Annotated in this window: 17 protein-coding genes; 6 read left to right on the top strand and 11 right to left on the bottom strand. The window is 61.3% G+C overall.

Going from position 1 to position 19282, the window contains the following annotated elements:
- From ybeY to miaB, 3 genes are all read right to left on the bottom strand, one after another.
- Window positions 1-495, bottom strand: coding sequence for an rRNA maturation RNase YbeY (gene ybeY / locus ACA058_RS27250; protein WP_497636711.1), 495 nt, complete (start codon window positions 493-495; stop codon window positions 1-3).
- Entirely contained in the window at window positions 488-1492 is a 1005-nt protein-coding gene (locus ACA058_RS27245) for a PhoH family protein (RefSeq protein WP_497636710.1), read from the bottom strand. Before ACA058_RS27245 ends, ybeY begins: the two co-directional genes overlap by 8 nt.
- A gap of 225 nt (window positions 1493-1717) precedes the next feature.
- Window positions 1718-3046: a tRNA (N6-isopentenyl adenosine(37)-C2)-methylthiotransferase MiaB gene (gene miaB / locus ACA058_RS27240; RefSeq protein WP_497636709.1), complete on the bottom strand. Its 1329-nt coding sequence runs from the start codon at window positions 3044-3046 to the stop codon at window positions 1718-1720.
- A gap of 135 nt (window positions 3047-3181) precedes the next feature.
- On the opposite strand from miaB, the gene ACA058_RS27235 reads away from it, so the two are divergent.
- Complete coding sequence (locus ACA058_RS27235; RefSeq protein WP_003185742.1) at window positions 3182-3511, top strand: DUF1820 family protein; 330 nt, start codon at window positions 3182-3184, stop codon at window positions 3509-3511.
- Between the two features lie 179 nt (window positions 3512-3690).
- Here the strand turns inward: ACA058_RS27235 and ACA058_RS27230 are convergent, their stop codons facing one another.
- The 4 genes from ACA058_RS27230 to ACA058_RS27215 all read right to left on the bottom strand — a co-directional run bounded on the left by ACA058_RS27230 (window position 3691) and on the right by ACA058_RS27215 (window position 7235).
- Complete coding sequence (locus tag ACA058_RS27230) at window positions 3691-4245, bottom strand: tetratricopeptide repeat protein (protein WP_497636708.1); 555 nt, start codon at window positions 4243-4245, stop codon at window positions 3691-3693.
- Between the two features lie 221 nt (window positions 4246-4466).
- Window positions 4467-5750: a glutamate-1-semialdehyde 2,1-aminomutase gene (hemL, locus tag ACA058_RS27225; RefSeq protein WP_497636707.1), complete on the bottom strand. Its 1284-nt coding sequence runs from the start codon at window positions 5748-5750 to the stop codon at window positions 4467-4469.
- A gap of 22 nt (window positions 5751-5772) precedes the next feature.
- Entirely contained in the window at window positions 5773-6405 is a 633-nt protein-coding gene (gene thiE / locus ACA058_RS27220; RefSeq protein ID WP_497636706.1) for a thiamine phosphate synthase, read from the bottom strand.
- 32 nt (window positions 6406-6437) lie between these two features.
- Window positions 6438-7235 carry a hydroxymethylpyrimidine/phosphomethylpyrimidine kinase gene (locus ACA058_RS27215; protein WP_497636705.1) on the bottom strand — a complete coding sequence of 266 codons (798 nt, stop codon included), beginning with the start codon at window positions 7233-7235 and terminating at the stop codon, window positions 6438-6440.
- Window positions 7236-7537: 302 nt separating this feature from the next.
- Between ACA058_RS27215 and ACA058_RS27210 the strand changes: the two genes are divergently transcribed.
- The 4 genes from ACA058_RS27210 to ACA058_RS27195 all read left to right on the top strand — a co-directional run bounded on the left by ACA058_RS27210 (window position 7538) and on the right by ACA058_RS27195 (window position 14019).
- Window positions 7538-9922, top strand: coding sequence for a 7TM diverse intracellular signaling domain-containing protein (locus ACA058_RS27210; protein WP_497636704.1), 2385 nt, complete (start codon window positions 7538-7540; stop codon window positions 9920-9922).
- 74 nt (window positions 9923-9996) lie between these two features.
- Window positions 9997-11646, top strand: coding sequence for an acyl-CoA dehydrogenase family protein (locus ACA058_RS27205; RefSeq protein ID WP_497636703.1), 1650 nt, complete (start codon window positions 9997-9999; stop codon window positions 11644-11646).
- A 168-nt stretch (window positions 11647-11814) separates the two neighbouring features.
- Window positions 11815-13314, top strand: a complete 1500-nt coding sequence (gene amn / locus ACA058_RS27200; protein WP_497636702.1) for an AMP nucleosidase — start codon at window positions 11815-11817, stop codon at window positions 13312-13314.
- Window positions 13315-13383: 69 nt separating this feature from the next.
- Entirely contained in the window at window positions 13384-14019 is a 636-nt protein-coding gene (locus ACA058_RS27195; RefSeq protein ID WP_497636701.1) for a pseudouridine synthase, read from the top strand.
- Here ACA058_RS27195 and ACA058_RS27190 read toward each other — a convergent pair.
- From ACA058_RS27190 to pmcY, 4 genes are all read right to left on the bottom strand, one after another.
- Window positions 14014-14223 (bottom strand): DUF2788 domain-containing protein, encoded by a 210-nt coding sequence (locus ACA058_RS27190; RefSeq protein WP_056855782.1) that lies wholly within the window; start codon window positions 14221-14223, stop codon window positions 14014-14016. The two genes, ACA058_RS27195 and ACA058_RS27190, sit on opposite strands and share 6 nt — an antisense overlap.
- Window positions 14224-14438: 215 nt before the next feature.
- Window positions 14439-14918, bottom strand: a complete 480-nt coding sequence (locus ACA058_RS27185; protein ID WP_007937367.1) for an Lrp/AsnC family transcriptional regulator — start codon at window positions 14916-14918, stop codon at window positions 14439-14441.
- 391 nt (window positions 14919-15309) lie between these two features.
- Window positions 15310-16203 (bottom strand): cation diffusion facilitator family transporter, encoded by an 894-nt coding sequence (locus ACA058_RS27180; protein WP_497636700.1) that lies wholly within the window; start codon window positions 16201-16203, stop codon window positions 15310-15312.
- 28 nt (window positions 16204-16231) lie between these two features.
- Complete coding sequence (pmcY, locus tag ACA058_RS27175; protein WP_497636699.1) at window positions 16232-16651, bottom strand: periplasmic Zn2+ metallochaperone PmcY; 420 nt, start codon at window positions 16649-16651, stop codon at window positions 16232-16234.
- 109 nt (window positions 16652-16760) lie between these two features.
- On the opposite strand from pmcY, the gene hrpB reads away from it, so the two are divergent.
- Window positions 16761-19280: an ATP-dependent helicase HrpB gene (hrpB, locus tag ACA058_RS27170; protein WP_497636698.1), complete on the top strand. Its 2520-nt coding sequence runs from the start codon at window positions 16761-16763 to the stop codon at window positions 19278-19280.
- Window positions 19281-19282 lie beyond the last annotated feature (2 nt).

Here is a 19282-nt window from a genome sequence, read left to right as displayed (position 1 = left end):
TTACTCTGAATCCTTTGTTGTTTCGGTAGGGGGGACTTCGATTTCGTCGTCCGCGTACGGATCGGGATAGCCCAGTTCTGCAAGCAACGTTCGTTCCAGTGCTTCCATCTCTTCGGCTTCGTCATCATCTATATGGTCGTAACCCAGCAGATGCAAGCAGCCGTGAATCACCAGATGCGCCCAATGGGCCTTGAGTTCCTTGCCCTGCTCGGCAGCTTCACGCTCGACCACCGCCACGCAGATCACCAGGTCGCCCAGCAGCGGGATGTCGAGAAACTCGTCTGGCACATCGGCAGGAAACGACAAGACGTTGGTGGCGTAATCCTTTTGCCGCCAGGTGTTATTCAGTTCGCGGCCCTCGGCTTCGTCGACCAGGCGAATGGTCATCTCGGAGTCGGCGGTGCGCTGGCGCAGGGCCAGTTCGCACCATAGGCGGAACTCGGCTTCGCTGGGGGCAGGCGCTTGGGTCGCGATTTGCAGATCAAGCTCAAGCATCGCGTCGGCTGTCCTTTGGCGCTTCATCGGTGGCACGATTTTCGAAGCGCTCGTAGGCTTCGACAATGCGCTGCACCAGCGGGTGACGCACGACGTCCTTGGGCATGAAATGGGTAAAGCTGATACCTGGAACATCTTTCAGCACTTCGATCACGTGATGCAGCCCGGACTTGGTGCCTTTCGGCAGGTCGACCTGGGTAATGTCACCGGTGATGACGGCCGTGGAGCCGAAGCCGATCCGGGTCAGGAACATTTTCATCTGTTCGACCGTGGTGTTCTGGCTTTCGTCGAGGATGATGAAGCTGTTGTTCAGCGTGCGGCCGCGCATGTAGGCCAGTGGCGCCACTTCGATCACCTGGCGCTCGATCAGCTTGGCGACGTGTTCGAAACCGAGCATTTCGTAGAGCGCGTCATAGAGCGGGCGCAAATACGGGTCGATTTTCTGCGACAGGTCACCGGGCAGGAAGCCGAGTTTTTCACCGGCTTCGACCGCCGGACGCACCAGCAGGATACGCCGGATCTGTTCGCGTTCCAGGGCGTCTACTGCGCAGGCAACGGCCAGATAGGTCTTGCCGGTACCGGCTGGGCCGATACCGAAGTTGATGTCGTTGCCGAGGACTTCCTTCACGTAGCGCAGCTGATTCAAGCCGCGAGGGCGAATCATGCCTTTCTTGGTGCGCAGGGCGACGCTGGCTTCGGCGGGCGAGTGGTTGTCCAGCTCTTCGACGGCGGATTCCTGCAGGAACAGGTGAACCATATCCGGCGATAGCTCGGTACCCTTGGTTTCCCGGTACAGGCGGCGCAGGAGGCTTTCCGCGGAGGTGGTGTGTTTGGGCTCGCCGATCAGCTCGAACTGGTTTCCGCGGTTGCGGATCTCGATGGTCAGGCGTTGTTCGATCAAGCGCAGGTGCTCGTCGAATTGCCCGCACAGATTGGCGAAGCGGCGAGCCTCAAAAGGCTCGAGGATAAAACGATGTGGTTCGATGGGTGCGTTCAAGGTCGTATTTAGCCGCCCTGGGGCAATTGGGATGATTCAAGGATAGCGCCAGTGGCGCGGGTGCGAAAGCTCTTAAATCGGGTGCAGAAATTTTGCTTTTGAACCGTGGGGAGGGGATTTATCCCCGTTGGGCTGCGAAGCGGCCCCCAAGAATGGGACTGCTGCGCAGTCCAACGGGGATAAATCCCCTCGCCACAAAAGCCCGCTCCCGCAGGGGGATCGGGGTTATTGGATCAATGAGCCCCGCAGCGAGTGTGGCTGCGCGGCGTCGATGTGCACATCCGCGAACTGACCGATCAGGGTCGGATTGTCGCAGCGGAAGTTGACGATACGGTTATTCTCGGTCCGGCCTTGCAGCTCGCCAGGGTCTTTCTTGGAGTAATCAGTTACAAGAATCCGCTGAATTGAACCCACCATTTGTCGGCTGATCTCGAAACCTTGCTGGTTCAGGCGATGTTGCAGGGCGTTCAGACGCTGTTTCTTAAGCTCTTCCGGCGTGTCATCGGCCAGGTCGGCGGCGGGTGTACCCGGGCGCTGGCTGTAGACGAACGAATAGGAGAAGTCGAAACCGACATCCTGGATCAGTTTCATGGTTTGTTCGAAGTCTTTCTCTGTCTCGCCGGGGAAGCCGACGATGAAGTCCGAACTGATACAGATGCCCGGCACGGCAGCGCGCAGCTTGCGCAGTTTGGATTTGTATTCCAGCGCCGTGTGGTTGCGTTTCATCGCCGCGAGGATGCGGTCCGAGCCCGATTGCACCGGCAGGTGCAGGTGTTTCACCAGCTCCGGCACGTCGGCGTGGGCCTGGATCAGGCTGTCGGAGAATTCCAGGGGGTGCGAGGTGGTGTAGCGGATGCGGTCGATGCCATCGACCGCGGCGACCACGCGAATCAGTTCGGCCAGATCCGCCAGGCGACCATCGTGGGTCGTACCGCGATAGCCGTTGACGTTCTGCCCGAGCAGCGTCACTTCGCGCACGCCGTGTTCGGCCAGGTGAATGATTTCGGCAATCACGTCGTCGAACGGGCGGCTGACTTCTTCACCGCGGGTGTAGGGCACCACGCAGAACGTGCAGTATTTGCTGCAACCTTCCATCACCGATACGTAGGCGCTCGGGCCATCGATACGCGGCTCGGGCAAGTGGTCGAATTTTTCGATTTCGGGGAACGAGACGTCGACTTGCGGCAGCTTGCTGATGCGCGCGGCGTCGATCATTTCCGGCAGGCGGTGCAAGGTCTGCGGGCCGAATACCACGTCGACATAGGGTGCGCGATCGCGAATGGCGGCGCCTTCCTGGCTGGCCACGCAGCCGCCGACCGCGATCACCATGTCCGGGTTGGCCAGTTTCAGTTCGCGCCAGCGGCCCAGCTGGGAATAGACACGGTCCTGGGCGCGCTCGCGGATCGAGCAGGTGTTGAGCAGGATCACGTCGGCGTCTTCAGCGCGCGCGGTGACTTCCAGGGCCTGATGTTCGCCCAGCAGATCGACCATGCGCGAGCTGTCGTACTCGTTCATCTGGCAACCGTGGGTTTCGATGTAAAGCTTCTTGGCCATGGACAGAGTCATCACGTGATTCAAAGAACCGCGCATTATAGGGAACATGTACTCAGGTTCCTACCGCTGCGCGTCCGGCGGCTATGCTATAGTTCGCGCCCTCATTTTTATCCCCCGATGTGTTGCTCGCCCACCATGACCAAACGTGAAGCTCCAATCTACAAGGTGATTTTCCTCAATCAGGGCCAGGTGTTCGAAATGTACGCCAAGCAGATCTATCAGAGCGATCTGTGGGGCTTCCTGGAAGTGGAAGAGTTCGTCTTTGGCGAGCGCACACAGGTAGTCGTAGACCCGAGCGAGGAGAAGCTCAAGGCCCAATTCGAAGGGGTCGTGCGCAGTTTCGTGCCAATGCATTCGATCGTGCGCATCGACGAGGTCGAGCGCCTGGGCACACCGAAAATCAGCGAAGCCCGCGGTGCGGTTGGCAATGTGATGCCGTTTCCGATGCCGATGCCTGAGAAGTAAGCAGGCGAGGAGATTTAGTGGGGCAAAGGGATTTATTGTGGCAAAGGGATTTATTGTGGCGAGGGGATTTATCCCCGTTGGACTGCGCAGCAGTCCCATCTTTGGGGGCCGCTTCGCAGCCCAGCGGGGATAAATCCCCTCGCCACAAAAGCCCCTCACCACAAGGGCTAGCATTCAATTCAGGGCAGTGGCGCGAACGGCGTACGCCCATCGGCGCTCTGCAATTCCATCAGGTATTTACGGAAGATTTGCCCCAGCACCTGAGTGGCGACTTCCAGTTCCTGGCGGGGCATTTTCTCGGCGACTTCGTCGGCGGAGTCCAGCGCTTCTTCCGCGCCGTTGACCGCCGCCATTTTCAGCACGATATACGCCTGGATATTATTGGCCGGTACGCCTTCGCCATGAAAGAACATGGTGCCGAGTTTGAATTGGGCCTGGGCGTGACCTTGCAGCGAGGCCTTTTCGAAGTAGTTCAGGGCTTTATTGAGATCGCGTGGCGCGTTTTTACCCTCGTAGTAGAACTCACCCAACTCGTATTGCGCTTGAGCATCCCCTTCATCCGACGCTTTCTGGCAGGCAGCCAGTGCCTGGGCCAGGTCTTGCGGCTGGGTATTGAGGGTGCAGCGACCCATCGCTGGGATTAACAACGAGTTACCGCCTGCTTGTGCTAGCGCGAGCAGGGGCTGAAGGAGCAACAGGCAGCCCAGTGAAAGGGCGCGGCCGGTGCGGTTCATGGGAATCGACTTACCTCTGAGGGGCGCGCGGACCCATCGAGGGGATCCAATAAGCGCGCATTATGAAATAAGCAGGGCCAACCTTACAAAGTCTTTACTCGTTTTTCTGCTGCGCGGGAAATATATCGCCCACTTTGCGCAGGATTATTAGCAGATGAGTAGGAAAAAGGGCAGGAGTGTAAAGCTGACGCCGGCAATGGCCAGCGTCAGCGGGTACGGCGTTACTTCAGTGCAGCAAATGCGCGCTCAGCGGCATCCAGGGTCAGTTTCAGCTCGGCTTCGCCGTGGGCGATCGAGGTGAAGCCGGCTTCGAAAGCGCTTGGCGCCAGGTACACACCACCTTCCAGCATCAGGTGGAAGAAGCGGCCGAACAAGGCTGCGTCGCTGGCCATCACGTCATCGAAGGTCACGATGTCGTCGGCGCCGCTGAAGTACAGGCCGAACATGCCACCGGCCTGGGTGGTCACGAACGGAATACCTGCCGCATCGGCACGCACTTGCAAACCGTCGAGCAGGCGAGTGGTGTAGTCGGTCAGCTCGTCGTGGAAGCCCGGACGGCTGATCAGGCGCAGGGTGGTCAGGCCCGCCGCCATCGCCAGCGGGTTACCCGACAATGTACCGGCCTGGTAAACCGGACCCAGCGGGGCGATACGCAACATGATTTCGCGCTTGCCGCCGAAGCAACCCACCGGCATGCCGCCGCCAATGATTTTGCCGAAGGTGGTCAGGTCCGGTGTCACGCCGTAGTGAGCCTGGGCGCCGCCGAGGGCAACACGGAAGCCGGTCATCACTTCGTCGAAAATCAGCACCACGCCGTGCTTGTCGCACAGGGTCCGCAGGCCTTCGAGGAACCCTGGGGCCGGCGGCACGCAGTTCATGTTGCCGGCGACCGGTTCGACGATGATGCACGCCACGTCCTGACCGACTTCGGCGAGCATGGCCTCGACCGCATCGATGTCGTTGAACGGCAGGGTCAGCGTGTGTTTGGCGAACGCCGCGGGCACACCCGCCGAGCTCGGCACGCCTTGGGTCAGGGCGCCGGAGCCAGCCTTGACCAGCAGGCTGTCGGAGTGGCCGTGGTAGCAGCCTTCGAACTTGATGATGCTGTCGCGACCGGTGAAGCCACGGGCCAGGCGGATCGCGCTCATGGTCGCTTCGGTGCCGGAGCTGACCATGCGCACCATTTCCATCGAGGGTACGAGCGAGCAGACCAGATCCGCCATCTGGGTTTCCATCTCGGTCGGCGCGCCGTAGGACAAGCCGTGTTCAAGCTGCTTGCGCACGGCGTCCAGGACGTCCGGATGGCTGTGGCCGAGGATCATCGGGCCCCAGGAACCGACGTAATCCACGTATCGCTTGTTGTCTTCATCGGTGACGTAGGCGCCTTCGGCGTGCTTGAAGAACAACGGCGTGCCGCCAACGCTCTTGAACGCGCGAACCGGCGAGTTCACGCCACCGGGAATGTGTTTCTGGGCATTGGCAAACAGGGTTTCGGAACGAGACATGATCGGACTCTCAAATCAGACTTTAAGCTACTTGAATGGAAAGCAATTCGTTGAATGCGCGGGCGCGGCGGGTCACTTCAGCCGTGCTCTGGGCGCCAAACAGGCCATGCACCACGGCGAGCAGATCGACTCCATGAGCCACCAGCGGGGCAGCGTTGTCCAGGGTGATGCCGCCGATCGCGCAGATCGGCAAGTGCAATTTGCTGCGGGCCTGATCGAGCAACTCCAGGCTGCAAGTCGGTGCGCCGGGCTTGGTGTTGGAGTTGAAGAAACGGCCGAACGCGACATAACTGGCGCCTTCCCTGGCGGCTTGCTCGGCCAGTTCAAGTTGCGCGTGGCAGGTCGAGCCGATAATTGCTTTGGAACCGAGCAGGGCGCGGGTCGGCGACAGCGGGCCATCGGTCTGGCCCAGATGCAGGCCCACGTTCAGGCGTGCCGCCAGCTCGGCGTCGTCGTTGATGATCAGCTGGGTCTTGTAGCGTTCGCACAGATCGCGCAGGGCTTCGGCCTCGCGCAGTCGACGGGCCTCATCGCTGCTCTTGTCGCGGTATTGCAGCAGGGTGACGCCGCCTTCCAGCGCCGCCTCCACGTACGAAAGAAATTTACCGGCCAGCAACTGGCTGTCGGTAATGGCGTACAGGCCACGTAGTTTCATCGGACAAGCCTCACCACAGTGCTAATAGATAGTTACGAACAGAAGTCCAGTGGCAGGCGGCGTGGCACGAATTGGCCTTTGCCCAACTGCTCCGCATCGCGCAGGGTGCGCCACGTGTAGTTAAGTGCAGTCTGTACGGCGCTGGCGAGGTTTTCACCTTGGGCCAGACGGCCGGCAAGTGCACTGGCCAGAGTGCAGCCCGAGCCATGATAGCTGCCGGGCAGGCGTTGACAGGTGTAGGTTTCGCGCAAGCCGTCGCGGCTGTACAGGCGGTTGTGGATTTCGGTTTCGTCGCCATGGCCGCCGGTGATCAGCAGGTGTTTGACGAACGGCAGGAGTTTTTCAGCGCACTCGTCCGCGGTGCCTTCAGGCAGTTCGGCGAGGATACGGGCTTCGGGAAGGTTGGGGGTGGCGATGATCGAGAGCGGCAGCAGGCGTTCGCGCATGGCATAGCCGACTTCGTCCTTGCCCAGGCGACCACCACCACCGGCGCGCAGCACCGGGTCACAGACCACCGGCAAGTGCGGGTGCGCCGAAAGCAGTTCGACCACGGTGTCGACCATTTCCAGGGAGCCGAGCATGCCGAGTTTGACGGCCGCGACTTCGGAATCGTTGAGCACGGCATGGGCCTGGGCCAACACCCACTCACGGTCGAGGACGCGGAAGTCAGTGACATTGACGGTGTCTTGCACGGTCAGGGCGGTGACGGCCGGAGCCGCATGGCAACCCTGGGCGAGCAGGGCTTCAATATCTGCCTGCAAGCCGGCGCCACCACTTGGGTCGTGGCCGGAGAGACAGAGGACAACGGGGCGAGAGCTGTAGATATTCATGGTGCGCGAGCTTACCACCAAACATCTTTTTTCGGGCGTCGGCCAATAAACGTTGATGCGGGAAATTACGCTTGGGTTCGAGCGCTTGTCGCGCTCTGTTCGGCAGAACAGCTCTATCTTAATATTCTTCGCTGTAACGCCCGTTCTAGAGCCTTTGTGCGAAAAATTTCTGTAGTGCTCATTAGCCATCACCGGCTATGCTAGAGTGGATCCAACCAATAACAGGTATCACCGGTTTTACGTCTACTCAAAAGGAATGGGGGGCTTCCTGACAAAACCGGACGGGCCACGCTGGGGCATAAATGCGCTATTTGTTGATGTTTATGTTGTGTTTGCCCCTCTTGGCGAACGCCGTTGAGTTCAATGAACTCACCCAAAGCCTTCCCCTCGGGCGAACCCTGCAAGTGTTTGAAGACGTGGGTGGTCAGGCGACTGTCGCGGATGTCCGTGCGCAGGCGGCGGCCGGCAACTTCAAGGCGCATGATAAAGCCACCCTCAACGCCGGTTATTCGCGTTCGGTGTTCTGGCTGAAAATCGATCTGCATTACCGCCCTTCAAATCCGGCTGCGCAACGGACATGGCTGCTGGAATTGGCTTACCCACCGCTCGATCACCTTGATCTGTATCTGCCTGATGCGAGCGGCAACTATCAATTGGCCAGGCAAACCGGTGATGCCTTGCCGTTCGCCAGTCGCGAAATCCTCCAGAACAACTACCTGTTCACGCTGGACTTTACCCCTGACCAAGCGCAAACCCTGTACTTGCGCCTGCAAAGCCAGGGGTCGATCCAGGCGCCGGTCACGTTGTGGTCCAGTACTTCGTACCTCGAAGACCAGCCGGTGCGCCTCTATGTGTTGGGGCTGATCTACGGTGTATTGCTGGGGATGCTGGTCTACAACCTGTTCATCTACCTCAGCGTGCGCGATACCAGCTATCTCTATTACATCTTCTACATCGCCTCGTTCGGCTTGTATCAGCTGTCGGTGAACGGCGCCGCCGTGCAGTACTTCTGGCCAGACAATCCCTGGTGGGCCAACGCCTCGACGCCCTTTTTCATCGGTTGTGCCGGACTGTTCGGCAGCCAGTTCGCCCGCAGCTTCCTGCAGACCGCCACCCTTAGCCGCTGGATGGACCGCTTGCTGCTGGCGTTGGTGGCATTCGGCGCGGTGGTGGTCGGGTTGTCCCTGATGACCAGCTATGCCCTGGCCTTGCGCCTGGCCACGACCCTGGCACTGACCTTCACGGTGGTGATCTTTGCCGCGGGGATTTTTGCCTGGCTGCGTGGCTTGCGGGTCGCGCGTTATTTCATCATTGCCTGGTCGGCGTTCCTGCTCGGCGGCATCATCAATACATTGATGGTGCTGGGTTACCTGCCGAATGTGTTCCTGACCATGTACTCCAGCCAGATTGGCTCGGCCATCGAAGTGGCGCTGCTGTCCATGGCCCTGGCCGACCGCATCAACGCCATGCGCGAGCAGCAGGCACAAACCCTGCTCGACGCGGGACAAAAGCTTGAGGCGCTCAACCAGCAACTGGCACACAGCAACAAGCTCAAGGACGAATTCCTCGCCACCCTGACTCACGAATTGCGCACGCCCATGAATGGCGTGATCGGATCGCTGGAGCTGATGCAGACCGTCGAGATGGACCCTGAGCTGGAGCAATATCAGCAAACGGCCGCGGGATCGGCGCGGGACATGATGCGCATGGTCAATGGCATTCTCACCCTGACCGAGCTGCAGGCGGGCAATCTCAAGGCGACCCCGGCCACCTTCAGTTTGCGCGCCGTGGTGGAGGCCTTGCGCGCCCAGTTCTACGGCAATGCCTCGAGCAAGTCGCTGGACTTCAAGGTCGACGTGGCACCGGGTGTGCCGGATCGCCTGCACGGCGACAGCGCCAAGTTGGCGCAATGCCTGGAGTGCCTGCTGGATAACGCCATCAAGTTCACCCGAGTCGGTGGGCTGGCGCTGCGGGTCACGGGGAAACCGGTCAACCCCGAGCGACTGGCGTTGTCCTTTGCGGTGATCGACACCGGTATCGGCTTTACCGACCTTGGGGAGGCGACGATGTATCAGCGCTTCTTTCAGCTTGACGGTTCGATGACGCGTGAGTACGGCGGCCTGGGTGTCGGCCTGGCCATATGCCGGCAACTGGTGGAGCTGCTCGGCGGACACCTGACACACCGCTCCGAGCCTGGGCGTGGCAGCCGTTTCCAGCTTGACGTCGAGTTTGACATGCCGGCACCGCAGCGCCTTGCCACGCCGCTCGCGACGCGACAGTTGTCACAACGGCGCCTGCCTCAGGATTGCAGCGTATTGCTGGTGGATGACAACAACGTCAATCAGTTGGTGATGCGCGGTATGTTGCTCAAGCTCGGGTTTCGCGTGCGCACGGCCGACAGCAGCCTCGCCGCGCTCGATCTGCTGCAGTGCGAAACCTTCGATGCGGTGCTGGTCGATTGTCAGTCGCAGGCCCTGGACGGCGTTTCCGTATGCTGCCAGATCCGGGCGTTGCCCGGTTGCGCGCAAGTGCCGGTGTTCATGATCGCCCTGGGTACTGACCGGGAGCGCTGCCCGAGCGGCGCGATGATTGACCATTTGAGCAAGCCGGTGAAATTCGAGGACTTGCAGGTCGCACTTTTTCGTCGAGTGCTCTGTTCTGAGCAGGGCGAAAGCGCCGACAGTTAGGCAGATATGACACTTTGATCGGCCAGGGGGCGGTGCTTAACTGAAGTCCCTTGGCTGACCAAAGGAGCCCCGTCATGAACCTGCATCAGTTCGCCGAAACCCACGAAGTCACCAACCAGCCACCCTCGCTGGACGGCGCCAACCTGTATCGCATCGACTTGCCCCTGCAGGAGTGGGCGCGGCGTTTCGGGGGCGCTTGGGCCGAATCGCGGATCGATGCATACGGCGCTCTCGCCGGCGGACCGCTGATGGCGGCGGGATTCCTGGCCAATCAAAACAAGCCGATTTTCAGCAGTCATGACCGCTATGGTCATCGCATCGACCTGGTGGAATTTCACCCGGCCTATCACGAACTGATGCGCACGGCGATCGAGCACGGCCTGACCTCGTTGCCCTGGGCGCACCCGCAGTCCGGTGCGCATGTCGCCCGCGCCGCCATGACCTACCTGCATAGCCAGGCCGAAGCCGGCAGCGGTTGCCCGTTGACCATGACCTTCGCCAGCGTCCCGGCATTGCGCATGCAACCGGACCTGGCGGACCAATGGCTGCCGAAGATTCTGTCCACCGAGTACGACCCGCGCAATGTCGGCATGGCCCACAAGGCCGGCGTCACCATCGGCATGGCCATGACCGAGAAGCAGGGCGGCACCGATGTCCGCGCCAACACCACCAAAGCTTATCCGGTGGGAGCCAGCGGTCCGGGCCAGGCGTACGAACTGGTGGGGCACAAGTGGTTCTGTTCGGCGCCTATGTGCGATGCCTTCCTGACGCTGGCGCAGACGGACAAGGGCCTGACCTGTTTCCTGCTGCCGCGGCATCGTCCGGACGACACGCGCAATCAGTTCTACATCCAGCGCCTGAAGAACAAGCTCGGCAACTGCTCCAACGCCTCCAGCGAAGTGGAGTTTCGCGGTGCCTTGGCGTGGATGGTCGGTGAGGAGGGGCGCGGCGTGCCGACGATCATCGAGATGGTCGCCATGACCCGTTTCGATTGCATGGTCGGCTCAAGTTCGTTGATGCGCCAGGCACTGACCCAGGCCAGTCATCACTGCGCCCACCGCAGGGTTGGCGGCAAGTTGCTCAGCGAACAGCCCCTGATGCAGAACGTGCTGGCGGACCTGGCGCTGGAAAGCGAAGCCGCCCTGGCCTTGAGCCTGCGCATGGGCCGGGCGCTCGATCATCTGGACGACGCACAGGAAGCCAAGTTCGCCCGGCTGGTGACGGCGGTGGGCAAGTACTGGATCTGCAAACGCGCACCGGCCATGATCAACGAAGCCGCCGAATGCATGGGCGGGGCGGGATACGTCGAAGACAGTATCTTGCCGCGGTTGTACCGTGAGGCGCCGGTGAATTCTACGTGGGAAGGCTCTGGCAACGTGCAATGCCTCGATGTGCTGCGCGCCCTGTCCAAGGAACCGGGCGTGCTCGATGCGCTGTTCAGCGAGTTGGGCGATGGTCATGGCGACAAACGCCTGGCCGCGCACATCAGCCAGCTGCAGAGCGCTTTCAAGGACACCAGCGACATTCAGTACCGCGCCCGGCAACTGACCGAAGACATCGCCCTTGGGTTACAGGCCAAGCTGTTGCTGGAGGCGGGGAATGCGGCGGTGAGTGACGGGTTTATCGCCAGTCGCCTGAATGGTGGCGGTCGTGTGTATGGCGCGCTGCCGCGTGGGCTGGATGTGGAGGCTATTGTCGCCCGGTCCACCCCGCAAGGTTTCTGAACGACACCGTCCCCTGTGGGAGCGAGCCTGCTCGCGAAAGCGGTCTGTCAGCCACATCGATATTGGATGTGCCATCGCCTTCGCGAGCAGGCTCGCTCCCACAGTAGAGCTGCGGTGCATCCTGCATTTGTGTCACCACTGTTCCCGTGAAGCGTCGATACAGGCAAGATGAAGCTCTGCAAGTCAGAACACAGGATGCTGATCGTGACCGAAGCTTTTATTGTCGTTCAAACCGCCGAGCAAGCTGTAGACCGGCTTGCGCTCTTGCACAATCGTGCAACCACCGCGCTGAGCCAGGCGCTCAAGCAATATCTCAAGGATCGTGTCGAGCCGGACGCCGAACAACGGGCGATGTTTCGTTATCCCGAACTGCGTCTGACCTACCACTGCCAGGGCGAAGTCCCGCAGACCACGCGCGCCTACGCCAAGGTCCAGTTGCCAGGCACCTACAGCGTCACCGTCACCCATCCCGCCGCCTTCCGTAAATACCTGCTGGAGCAACTCGTGCCGTTGATGCACGATTTCACCGTGACCGTAGAGGTCGGTGTCAGCCAGCAGAACATTCCTTATCCATACGTGGTCGAGCAGGGCGATGAGTTGGCCGGTTCCGGTGTCACCGCCGCCGTGCTGGCGCGGGTGTTCCCGAGTACCGACCTGTCCGCCGCTACCGATGGCATCGCCGACGGCCTGTACGATTGGGAAAACACCGATCCGCTGCCCTTGGCGCTGTTCGATGCCGCCCGGGTTGATTTTTCCCTGCGCCGACTGGTGCATTACACCGGCAGCGACTGGCGGCATGTGCAGCCATGGATTCTGCTGACCAACTATCACCGTTACGTCGACCAGTTCATCGTCCATGGCCTGGAACAATTGCGCAAAGACCCGCGCTTCGTGCGCATGGTGCTGCCGGGAAATGTGATCATCGAAAAGAGCATGGATCACGGCGAAGCCTCGGCGATTGCCGCGGGTGTGGTCTGGCACCGCTACCAGATGCCGGCCTACCACCTGATCGCCACTGATGGTCACGGCGTGACCCTGGTCAATATCGGCGTCGGGCCGTCCAACGCCAAGAACATCACTGACCACCTGGCGGTGCTGCGTCCGCATTGCTGGCTGATGATCGGCCACTGTGGTGGCCTGCGCCAGTCGCAGACCATTGGCGACTACGTGCTGGCCCACGCCTATATGCGCCGTGACGGCATTCTCGACCGGGTCGTGCCGCCGAACATTCCGATTCCGGCCTTGGCTGAAGTGCAGATGGCCTTGCAGCAAGCGGCGGCCAAGATCACCGGCGAGAAGGGCGACGAGCTGAAGAAGCGCCTGCGCACCGGCACCGTACTGACTTATGACGACCGTAACTGGGAGCTGCGCTGGGCCCAGGAGCGGCCGCTGATCAACCTGTCCCGCGCCGTGGCGGTGGACATGGAAAGCGGCACGATCGCGGCCCAGGGTTATCGCTTGCGGGTGCCTTACGGCACGCTGCTCTGCGTGTCGGACAAACCCCTGCACAGCGAGATCAAATTGCCCGGTTCGGCCAACGCCTTTTATGAGCGCGCGGTCAGCCAGCACTTGAAAATCGGAATCGAAGCCGTGGATCTGCTGCGCACCGAGCTCAACTCGTTGCACTCGCGCAAACTGCGCAGCTTCGACGAGCCGCCGTTCCGCTGATTTGGCGATGGTCATTTAACGGTCGGGCTACTAGCATTAGCAGTCCTGACCGTTAGATGTTTCTTCGCCATGTCCCGTCCGCAACGTCCTGTTTCCCGCCGCCCTGGCGCAAAGCCATCCCCTGCAGCCCCGCGCCGTGTCGCCAAGGCACCACCGGCCGCGCCCAAGCTGATCCTGTTCAACAAACCCTTCGATGTGCTGACGCAATTCAGCGACGCAGAAGGGCGCGCGACCCTCAAGGACTACATCGATGTTCCTGGGATCTACCCCGCAGGACGGCTGGACCGCGACAGCGAAGGGTTGCTGCTGCTGACCAACGACGGCCAGCTTCAGGCGCGTATTGCCGACCCGAAACATAAGCTGGCCAAGACCTACTGGGTACAGGTCGAAGGCGAACCGAGCGCCGAGCAGTTGCAGCGTTTGCGTGACGGTGTCGAATTGAACGATGGCATGACATTGCCCGCTCAAGCGCGGCAACTGGATGAACCGCAGTTGTGGCCACGCAACCCGCCGGTACGCTTTCGTAAAAGCGTGCCGACCAGTTGGTTGGAGCTGGTGATTCGCGAAGGCCGCAATCGGCAGGTGCGCCGCATGACGGCGGCGGTCGGGCTGCCGACGTTGCGTCTGGTGCGGGTCAGGATCGGTGACTGGACGATCGAGGGGCTCGAGCAGGGCCAGTGGAAAGAGGTGCCGGCGCGCTTATAAAGTGCCGGATTCGATCATGCCGATCACCACGCTCTTGATGACGAACGCCGCCACGCCAAGCCCCAGCACGAAAAACAGAATGAACGAGCCAAACCGCCCGGCCTTGGACTTCTTCGCCAGATCCCAGACGATGAAACCCATGAAAATGATCAGGATGCTGACCAGGCCGGTCATCATCCACTCTTCGAAAACTGCAGGATCCATTGAACATCTCCGGCGCGGGCGAGGCTAAAAGGGCGCGGGGAGTATACGCCTCGCTGGCTGCGTGCAGCATGGGCCTGCGGCGGTGTGTCGCAGCTATTCGTCGCCTGTGCCGGCCCTATCGCGGGCAAGCCTTGCTCCTACAGGTTCTGTGTCGAGCCGAAATCCTGCGAGCGACGCTAAACCTGTAGGAGCAAGGCTTGCCCGCGATGGCGTCCTTAACTACGCAGATGAGTCAACGGCAGTTCAGTGCTGTTCAAAACCTGATTGAGCACAAAACTCGATCGCACACTGGTCACCCCCTCAATCCGCGTCAGATGCCCCAGCAGCAATTTCTGATAATGGTCCATGTCCGGCACCACGACCTTGAGTTGATAATCGGCATCCATCCCGGTCACCAGGCTGCATTCCAGTACCTGTGGCAAGGTACGGATGGCGGCTTCGAAGTTTTCGAATCGCTCCGGCGTGTGCCGGTCCATACCGATCAGTACGTACGCCGTCAGGCTCAGGCCGAGCATTTTGCGGTCGAGCAGGGCGACCTGGCGGGAAATGTAGCCATCGTCTTCCAGTTGCTTGACCCGTCGTGAGCAGGGTGAGGGCGACAGGCCGATGCGTTCGGCCAGCTCCTGATTGGAGATGCGCGCGTCGCGCTGCAATTCAGCCAAAATGCTCAGGTCATATCGGTCAAGTTTGCTCATCAAGCGGTCCCTTGTCATAACTATTGCGACAGATTATCTATCCGGGGTTAAAAATTGCGCAAGTGATGTTTATTTGAGCAATCTTCGCAATCCTCTGCCGACGCTCCGAGCCTATTCTTATCACCAGAATCACTGCTCGGACAAACAGTCCAATGCGGCCCGCCGAATCAGGCCCGCCGCGGTCGCCACCCCCACAGGGGATGTGCTGGCCCCCGAGCTGCACACTGTCCAAAAGACGGCGTGAGGTGAGCCGACGTCAAAAGCGTCGAGCACGGACGAAGTTCTCAAGGGGAGGCCGACGGGTCTCCCCTTTTTCTTTGTGCCGGTAGGAGCGTGCGGTGCGGCGATCCGACTTGCCAGCGAAGTCAGCGGTAAGCCTTCATCTTGTAGCTTAAAACTTGGAGCTTGAAGCTGCTTTTACAGGATCGGCGTGAACCAGCACTTCGGCCCGCGGGTAGGCGGCATGAATCGCGTCGGCGGCCTGATCGCTGATGCCGTGGGCGACTGACAGGGTCAGCTCCCCCGGCAATTCCAGGTGCAACTGCACAAACCACTGGTTGCCGGAAATCCGCGTCCGCAAATCATGGGCGCCCAACACCCCCGGCACACTGCAGGCCAGTTCCAGCATGTGCTGGCTGACATCCGGCGGCAGTTCCTCATCCATCAATACCGCAAAACTTTCCCGGGCGATCGTAACCGCGCTCCAAAAGATGTAGGCGGCAATCCCCAGGCCGAACCAGGCGTCGACCTGATGCCAGCCAAACCCGGCGAGCACCAGCGCCACCAGGATGCTGCCATTGAGCAGCATGTCCGAACGGTAATGCAGGGCGTCGGCGCGCACGGCGTTGGAGCCGGTGGCCTTGACCACTCGATGCTGCAACATCAGCAGCGCCAGGGTCAGGCCCAGCGAGAACACGATCACCCCGATGCTGATCCACGGTGCGCCCACCGGTTCCGGATGCTTGAGCCGGTCCAGTGCCTGTAGGCCAATCAACACCGCACTGCCGCTGATAAACAGCGCCTGGGCCATGCCGGCCAGTGACTCGGCCTTGCCATGCCCGTAGCGATGATCGTCGTCGGCCGGGCGCAAGGCGTAGTGCACCGCCAGCAGGTTGAGCAGCGAAGTCACGCCGTCGAGTGCCGAGTCGGTCAACCCGGCGAGCATGCTCACCGAACCGCTCAGCCACCAGGCGATGGCTTTGGCGATGATCAGCGTGCAGGCCACCGCCACCGAGGCACGGGTCGCCAGCCGCAGCAGGCGGGCGTGTTCGACGCTTGAGATCATGGGTGCGAATTTTCCTTGTCGTGCCCGATTACGCGGCGGGTTGCAAGCCGAACATAGCCAGTTGCTGGGCGCTGCCCTTGTGCTGGATCAGGCGTGGATCGTCCAGCGGCAAGCTGCGGCCCAATTCACGCTGCAGAATAGTTTGCAACTTGAGGTTATCGACCTTGCCGTCCTCGCCGATGGCTTCCTTGAGTTTTTCCGGATCGACCTGGGCGGTTTTGCCCGGTTCGAAGTAGATCGCACCCGTGGCGAAGTCCACGGCGAACGCGATCAGGCCGGGGATGATGTAGAACAGCAGGCCCACGGCGTCGAGCACGGCGATGGCCGGGTCGATCTTGCCGTCGATCTGGCCACGGCGATCGGGGTAGAAAATCGAACCGCACGCGGTGACCTGAGTCAACAGGGTCGCGACCAAAACACCGCCGATCAGGCGAAAGGGAACACGCATATGAAATCTCCTGGGTAATTTCAAAACGAAGCGTCGTCGATATGAATTAGGACCGCAACGAACGCCGGGCAGTTCGCCGTTATACTCGCGGCTCTGTTTGGGAGCCAGCATGATTTCTTTGCCGATTGATGAAGTTTTACCCGTCCTGCGTGAAGCCTTGGCGACACGCCACGAAGCCGTGCTCGAAGCACCGCCCGGCGCCGGTAAGACCACCCGTGTGCCCTTGGCCTTGCTTAACGAGCCGTGGCTGGCCGGGCAGACCATCCTGATGCTCGAACCGCGCCGCTTGGCCGCGCGCGCGGCAGCGGAGCGCCTGGCCAGTGAGCTGGGCGAGAAGGTCGGCGAAACCGTGGGTTATCGCATTCGGCTCGACAGCAAGGTCGGCCCCAACACCCGTATCGAAGTGGTCACCGAAGGCATTCTCACCCGGCGTTTGCAGGACGATCCGGCGCTTGAAGGCGTGGGCTTGTTGATCTTCGACGAGTTCCACGAACGCAGCCTCGACGCCGATCTGGCGCTAGCCTTGAGTCTCAATGGCCGGGAACTGTTCCGTGATGATCAGCCGCTGAAAATCCTCCTGATGTCGGCCACCCTGGAAGGCGAACGGCTGGCCGGGTTGCTGGACGACGCGCCGATATTGCGCAGCGAAGGGCGCATGTACCCGGTGGCGATGCGCTGGGGCCGGCCATTCCAGGTAGGCGAATTCATCGAGCCACGGCTGGTGCAGACCATCCTCGAAGCCTTGAACGAGGAAACCGGCAGCGTGCTGGTGTTCCTGCCGGGGCAGGCCGAGATCCGTCGCGTGCATCAACAACTGGCCGATGCGCTGGGCGATAACCCTCAGGTCTTGCTCTGCCCGTTGCACGGTGAACTGGACCTCGCCGCGCAACGTGCGGCGATTGATCCGGCGCCGCCGGGCAAACGCAAAGTGGTGCTGGCCACCAACATCGCCGAGACCAGCCTGACCATCAACGGCGTACGCGTGGTGATCGATGCCGGGTTGGCGCGGGTGCCGCGTTTCGATCCCGGCAGCGGCATGACCCGCCTTGACACCCAGCGTATTTCCAAGGCCAGCGCTACCCAGCGTGCGGGCCGGGCGGGGCGACTGGAACCGGGTGTGTGCTATCGCCTGTGGTCGCAGGATCAGCACGAACAATTGGCGGCGTATGGCAGTGCGGAAATTCTTTCGGCGGATCTCGCCGGGTTGGCGCTGCAGCTGGGTCGTTGGGGCGTGACACCGGGCCAGTTGGTTTGGCTTGATGTACCTCCCGCAGCCGCTTATGCACAGGCTCAGGACTTATTGGTTCGTCTTGGCGCGCTGGAGGGAGAAACGCTGACCCGTCACGGTCAGGCCATGGCCGAACTGCCGGCGCATCCACGTATTGCGCACTTGTTGTTACGAGGACAGGCGCTCGGCTTGGCCGACATGGCTTGTGATGTCGCGGCATTGCTCGGCGAGCGCGATATCCTGCGTGGCGCTGGCGCCGATTTGCACAGCCGACTGGCGCTGTTGTCCGGCGAAGCACGCGGCGCTCGCGGTGCCCAGGGCGGAGTACAACGAGCCCGGCAACTGGCGCGGCAATATCGCGGCTATTTGCGCGGCAAGGCGTCGGAGCCGGTCAGCGATCCCGACCATCCACGCTGGCTCGGTGCGCTGCTGGCCTTGGCCTATCCCGACCGCGTCGCCCAGCAGCGCCGTGCCGGTGGCGCCGAGTATCGCTTGGCCAACGGTCGCGCCGCGCTGTTTGCCGAAGCCGACAGCCTGATGAAACAGCCGTGGCTGGTGATCGCCGATCTCGGCAGCCGTCAGGGCCAGCGTGAAGAGCGGATTTATCTGGCGGCGGATTTCGATCCGGCGTTGTTCGACTCGGTACTGGCCGAACAGGTGCGATGCGTCGATCAACTGGATTGGGATGAGCGCGAAGGTGTGCTGCGGGCCGAGCGCCAACGCAAGGTTGGCGAGCTGATCCTCAGCCGCGAGCCGCTGACCGGCCTCGATGAAAGCGCCCGCAGCCAGGCATTGGTGAATCTGGTGCGGCGCAAAGGCCTGGAGCTGTTGCCGTGGACCCCGGAGTTGCGCCAGTGGCAGGCACGGGTGGCGTTGTTGCGCCAGCTGGACCTGGGCAGCAAGGGCGAAAGCGATTGGCCGGATGTCAGCGATGCTGCGCTGCTGAACAACCTTGAGCACTGGCTGATGCCGTATCTGGGCAAAGTCTCGCGGCTCAGTCATTTCGCCAATCTCGACCTCTCGAGCATCGTTCACAACCTGTTGCCATGGCCTCTGCCACAACGCTTGGACGAGTTGGCGCCCCATCACTTGAGCGTGCCATCGGGTTCATCGATTCGTCTGGATTACAGCGAACAGCCGCCGATTCTGGCAGTGCGCTTGCAGGAGCTGTTCGGCCTGGCTGAAACCCCACGTATCGCCGGTGGCCGGCAAGTGGTCAAGCTGCATTTGCTGTCCCCGGCGCGGCGGCCCGTGCAGGTGACCCAGGACCTGGCGAATTTCTGGCGCAGCACCTACGCCGAGGTGAAAAAAGACCTGAAGGGACGCTACCCGAAACATTACTGGCCGGACGACCCGCTGGTGGCCGAAGCCACGGCACGAATCAAGCCGCGCAAGCAATGACG

It is taken from the genome of Pseudomonas sp. LBUM1649 (assembly GCF_059716155.1).
Note: the sequence above shows the minus strand (reverse complement) of the source record. Positions and strands in the feature narration are given on the sequence as shown.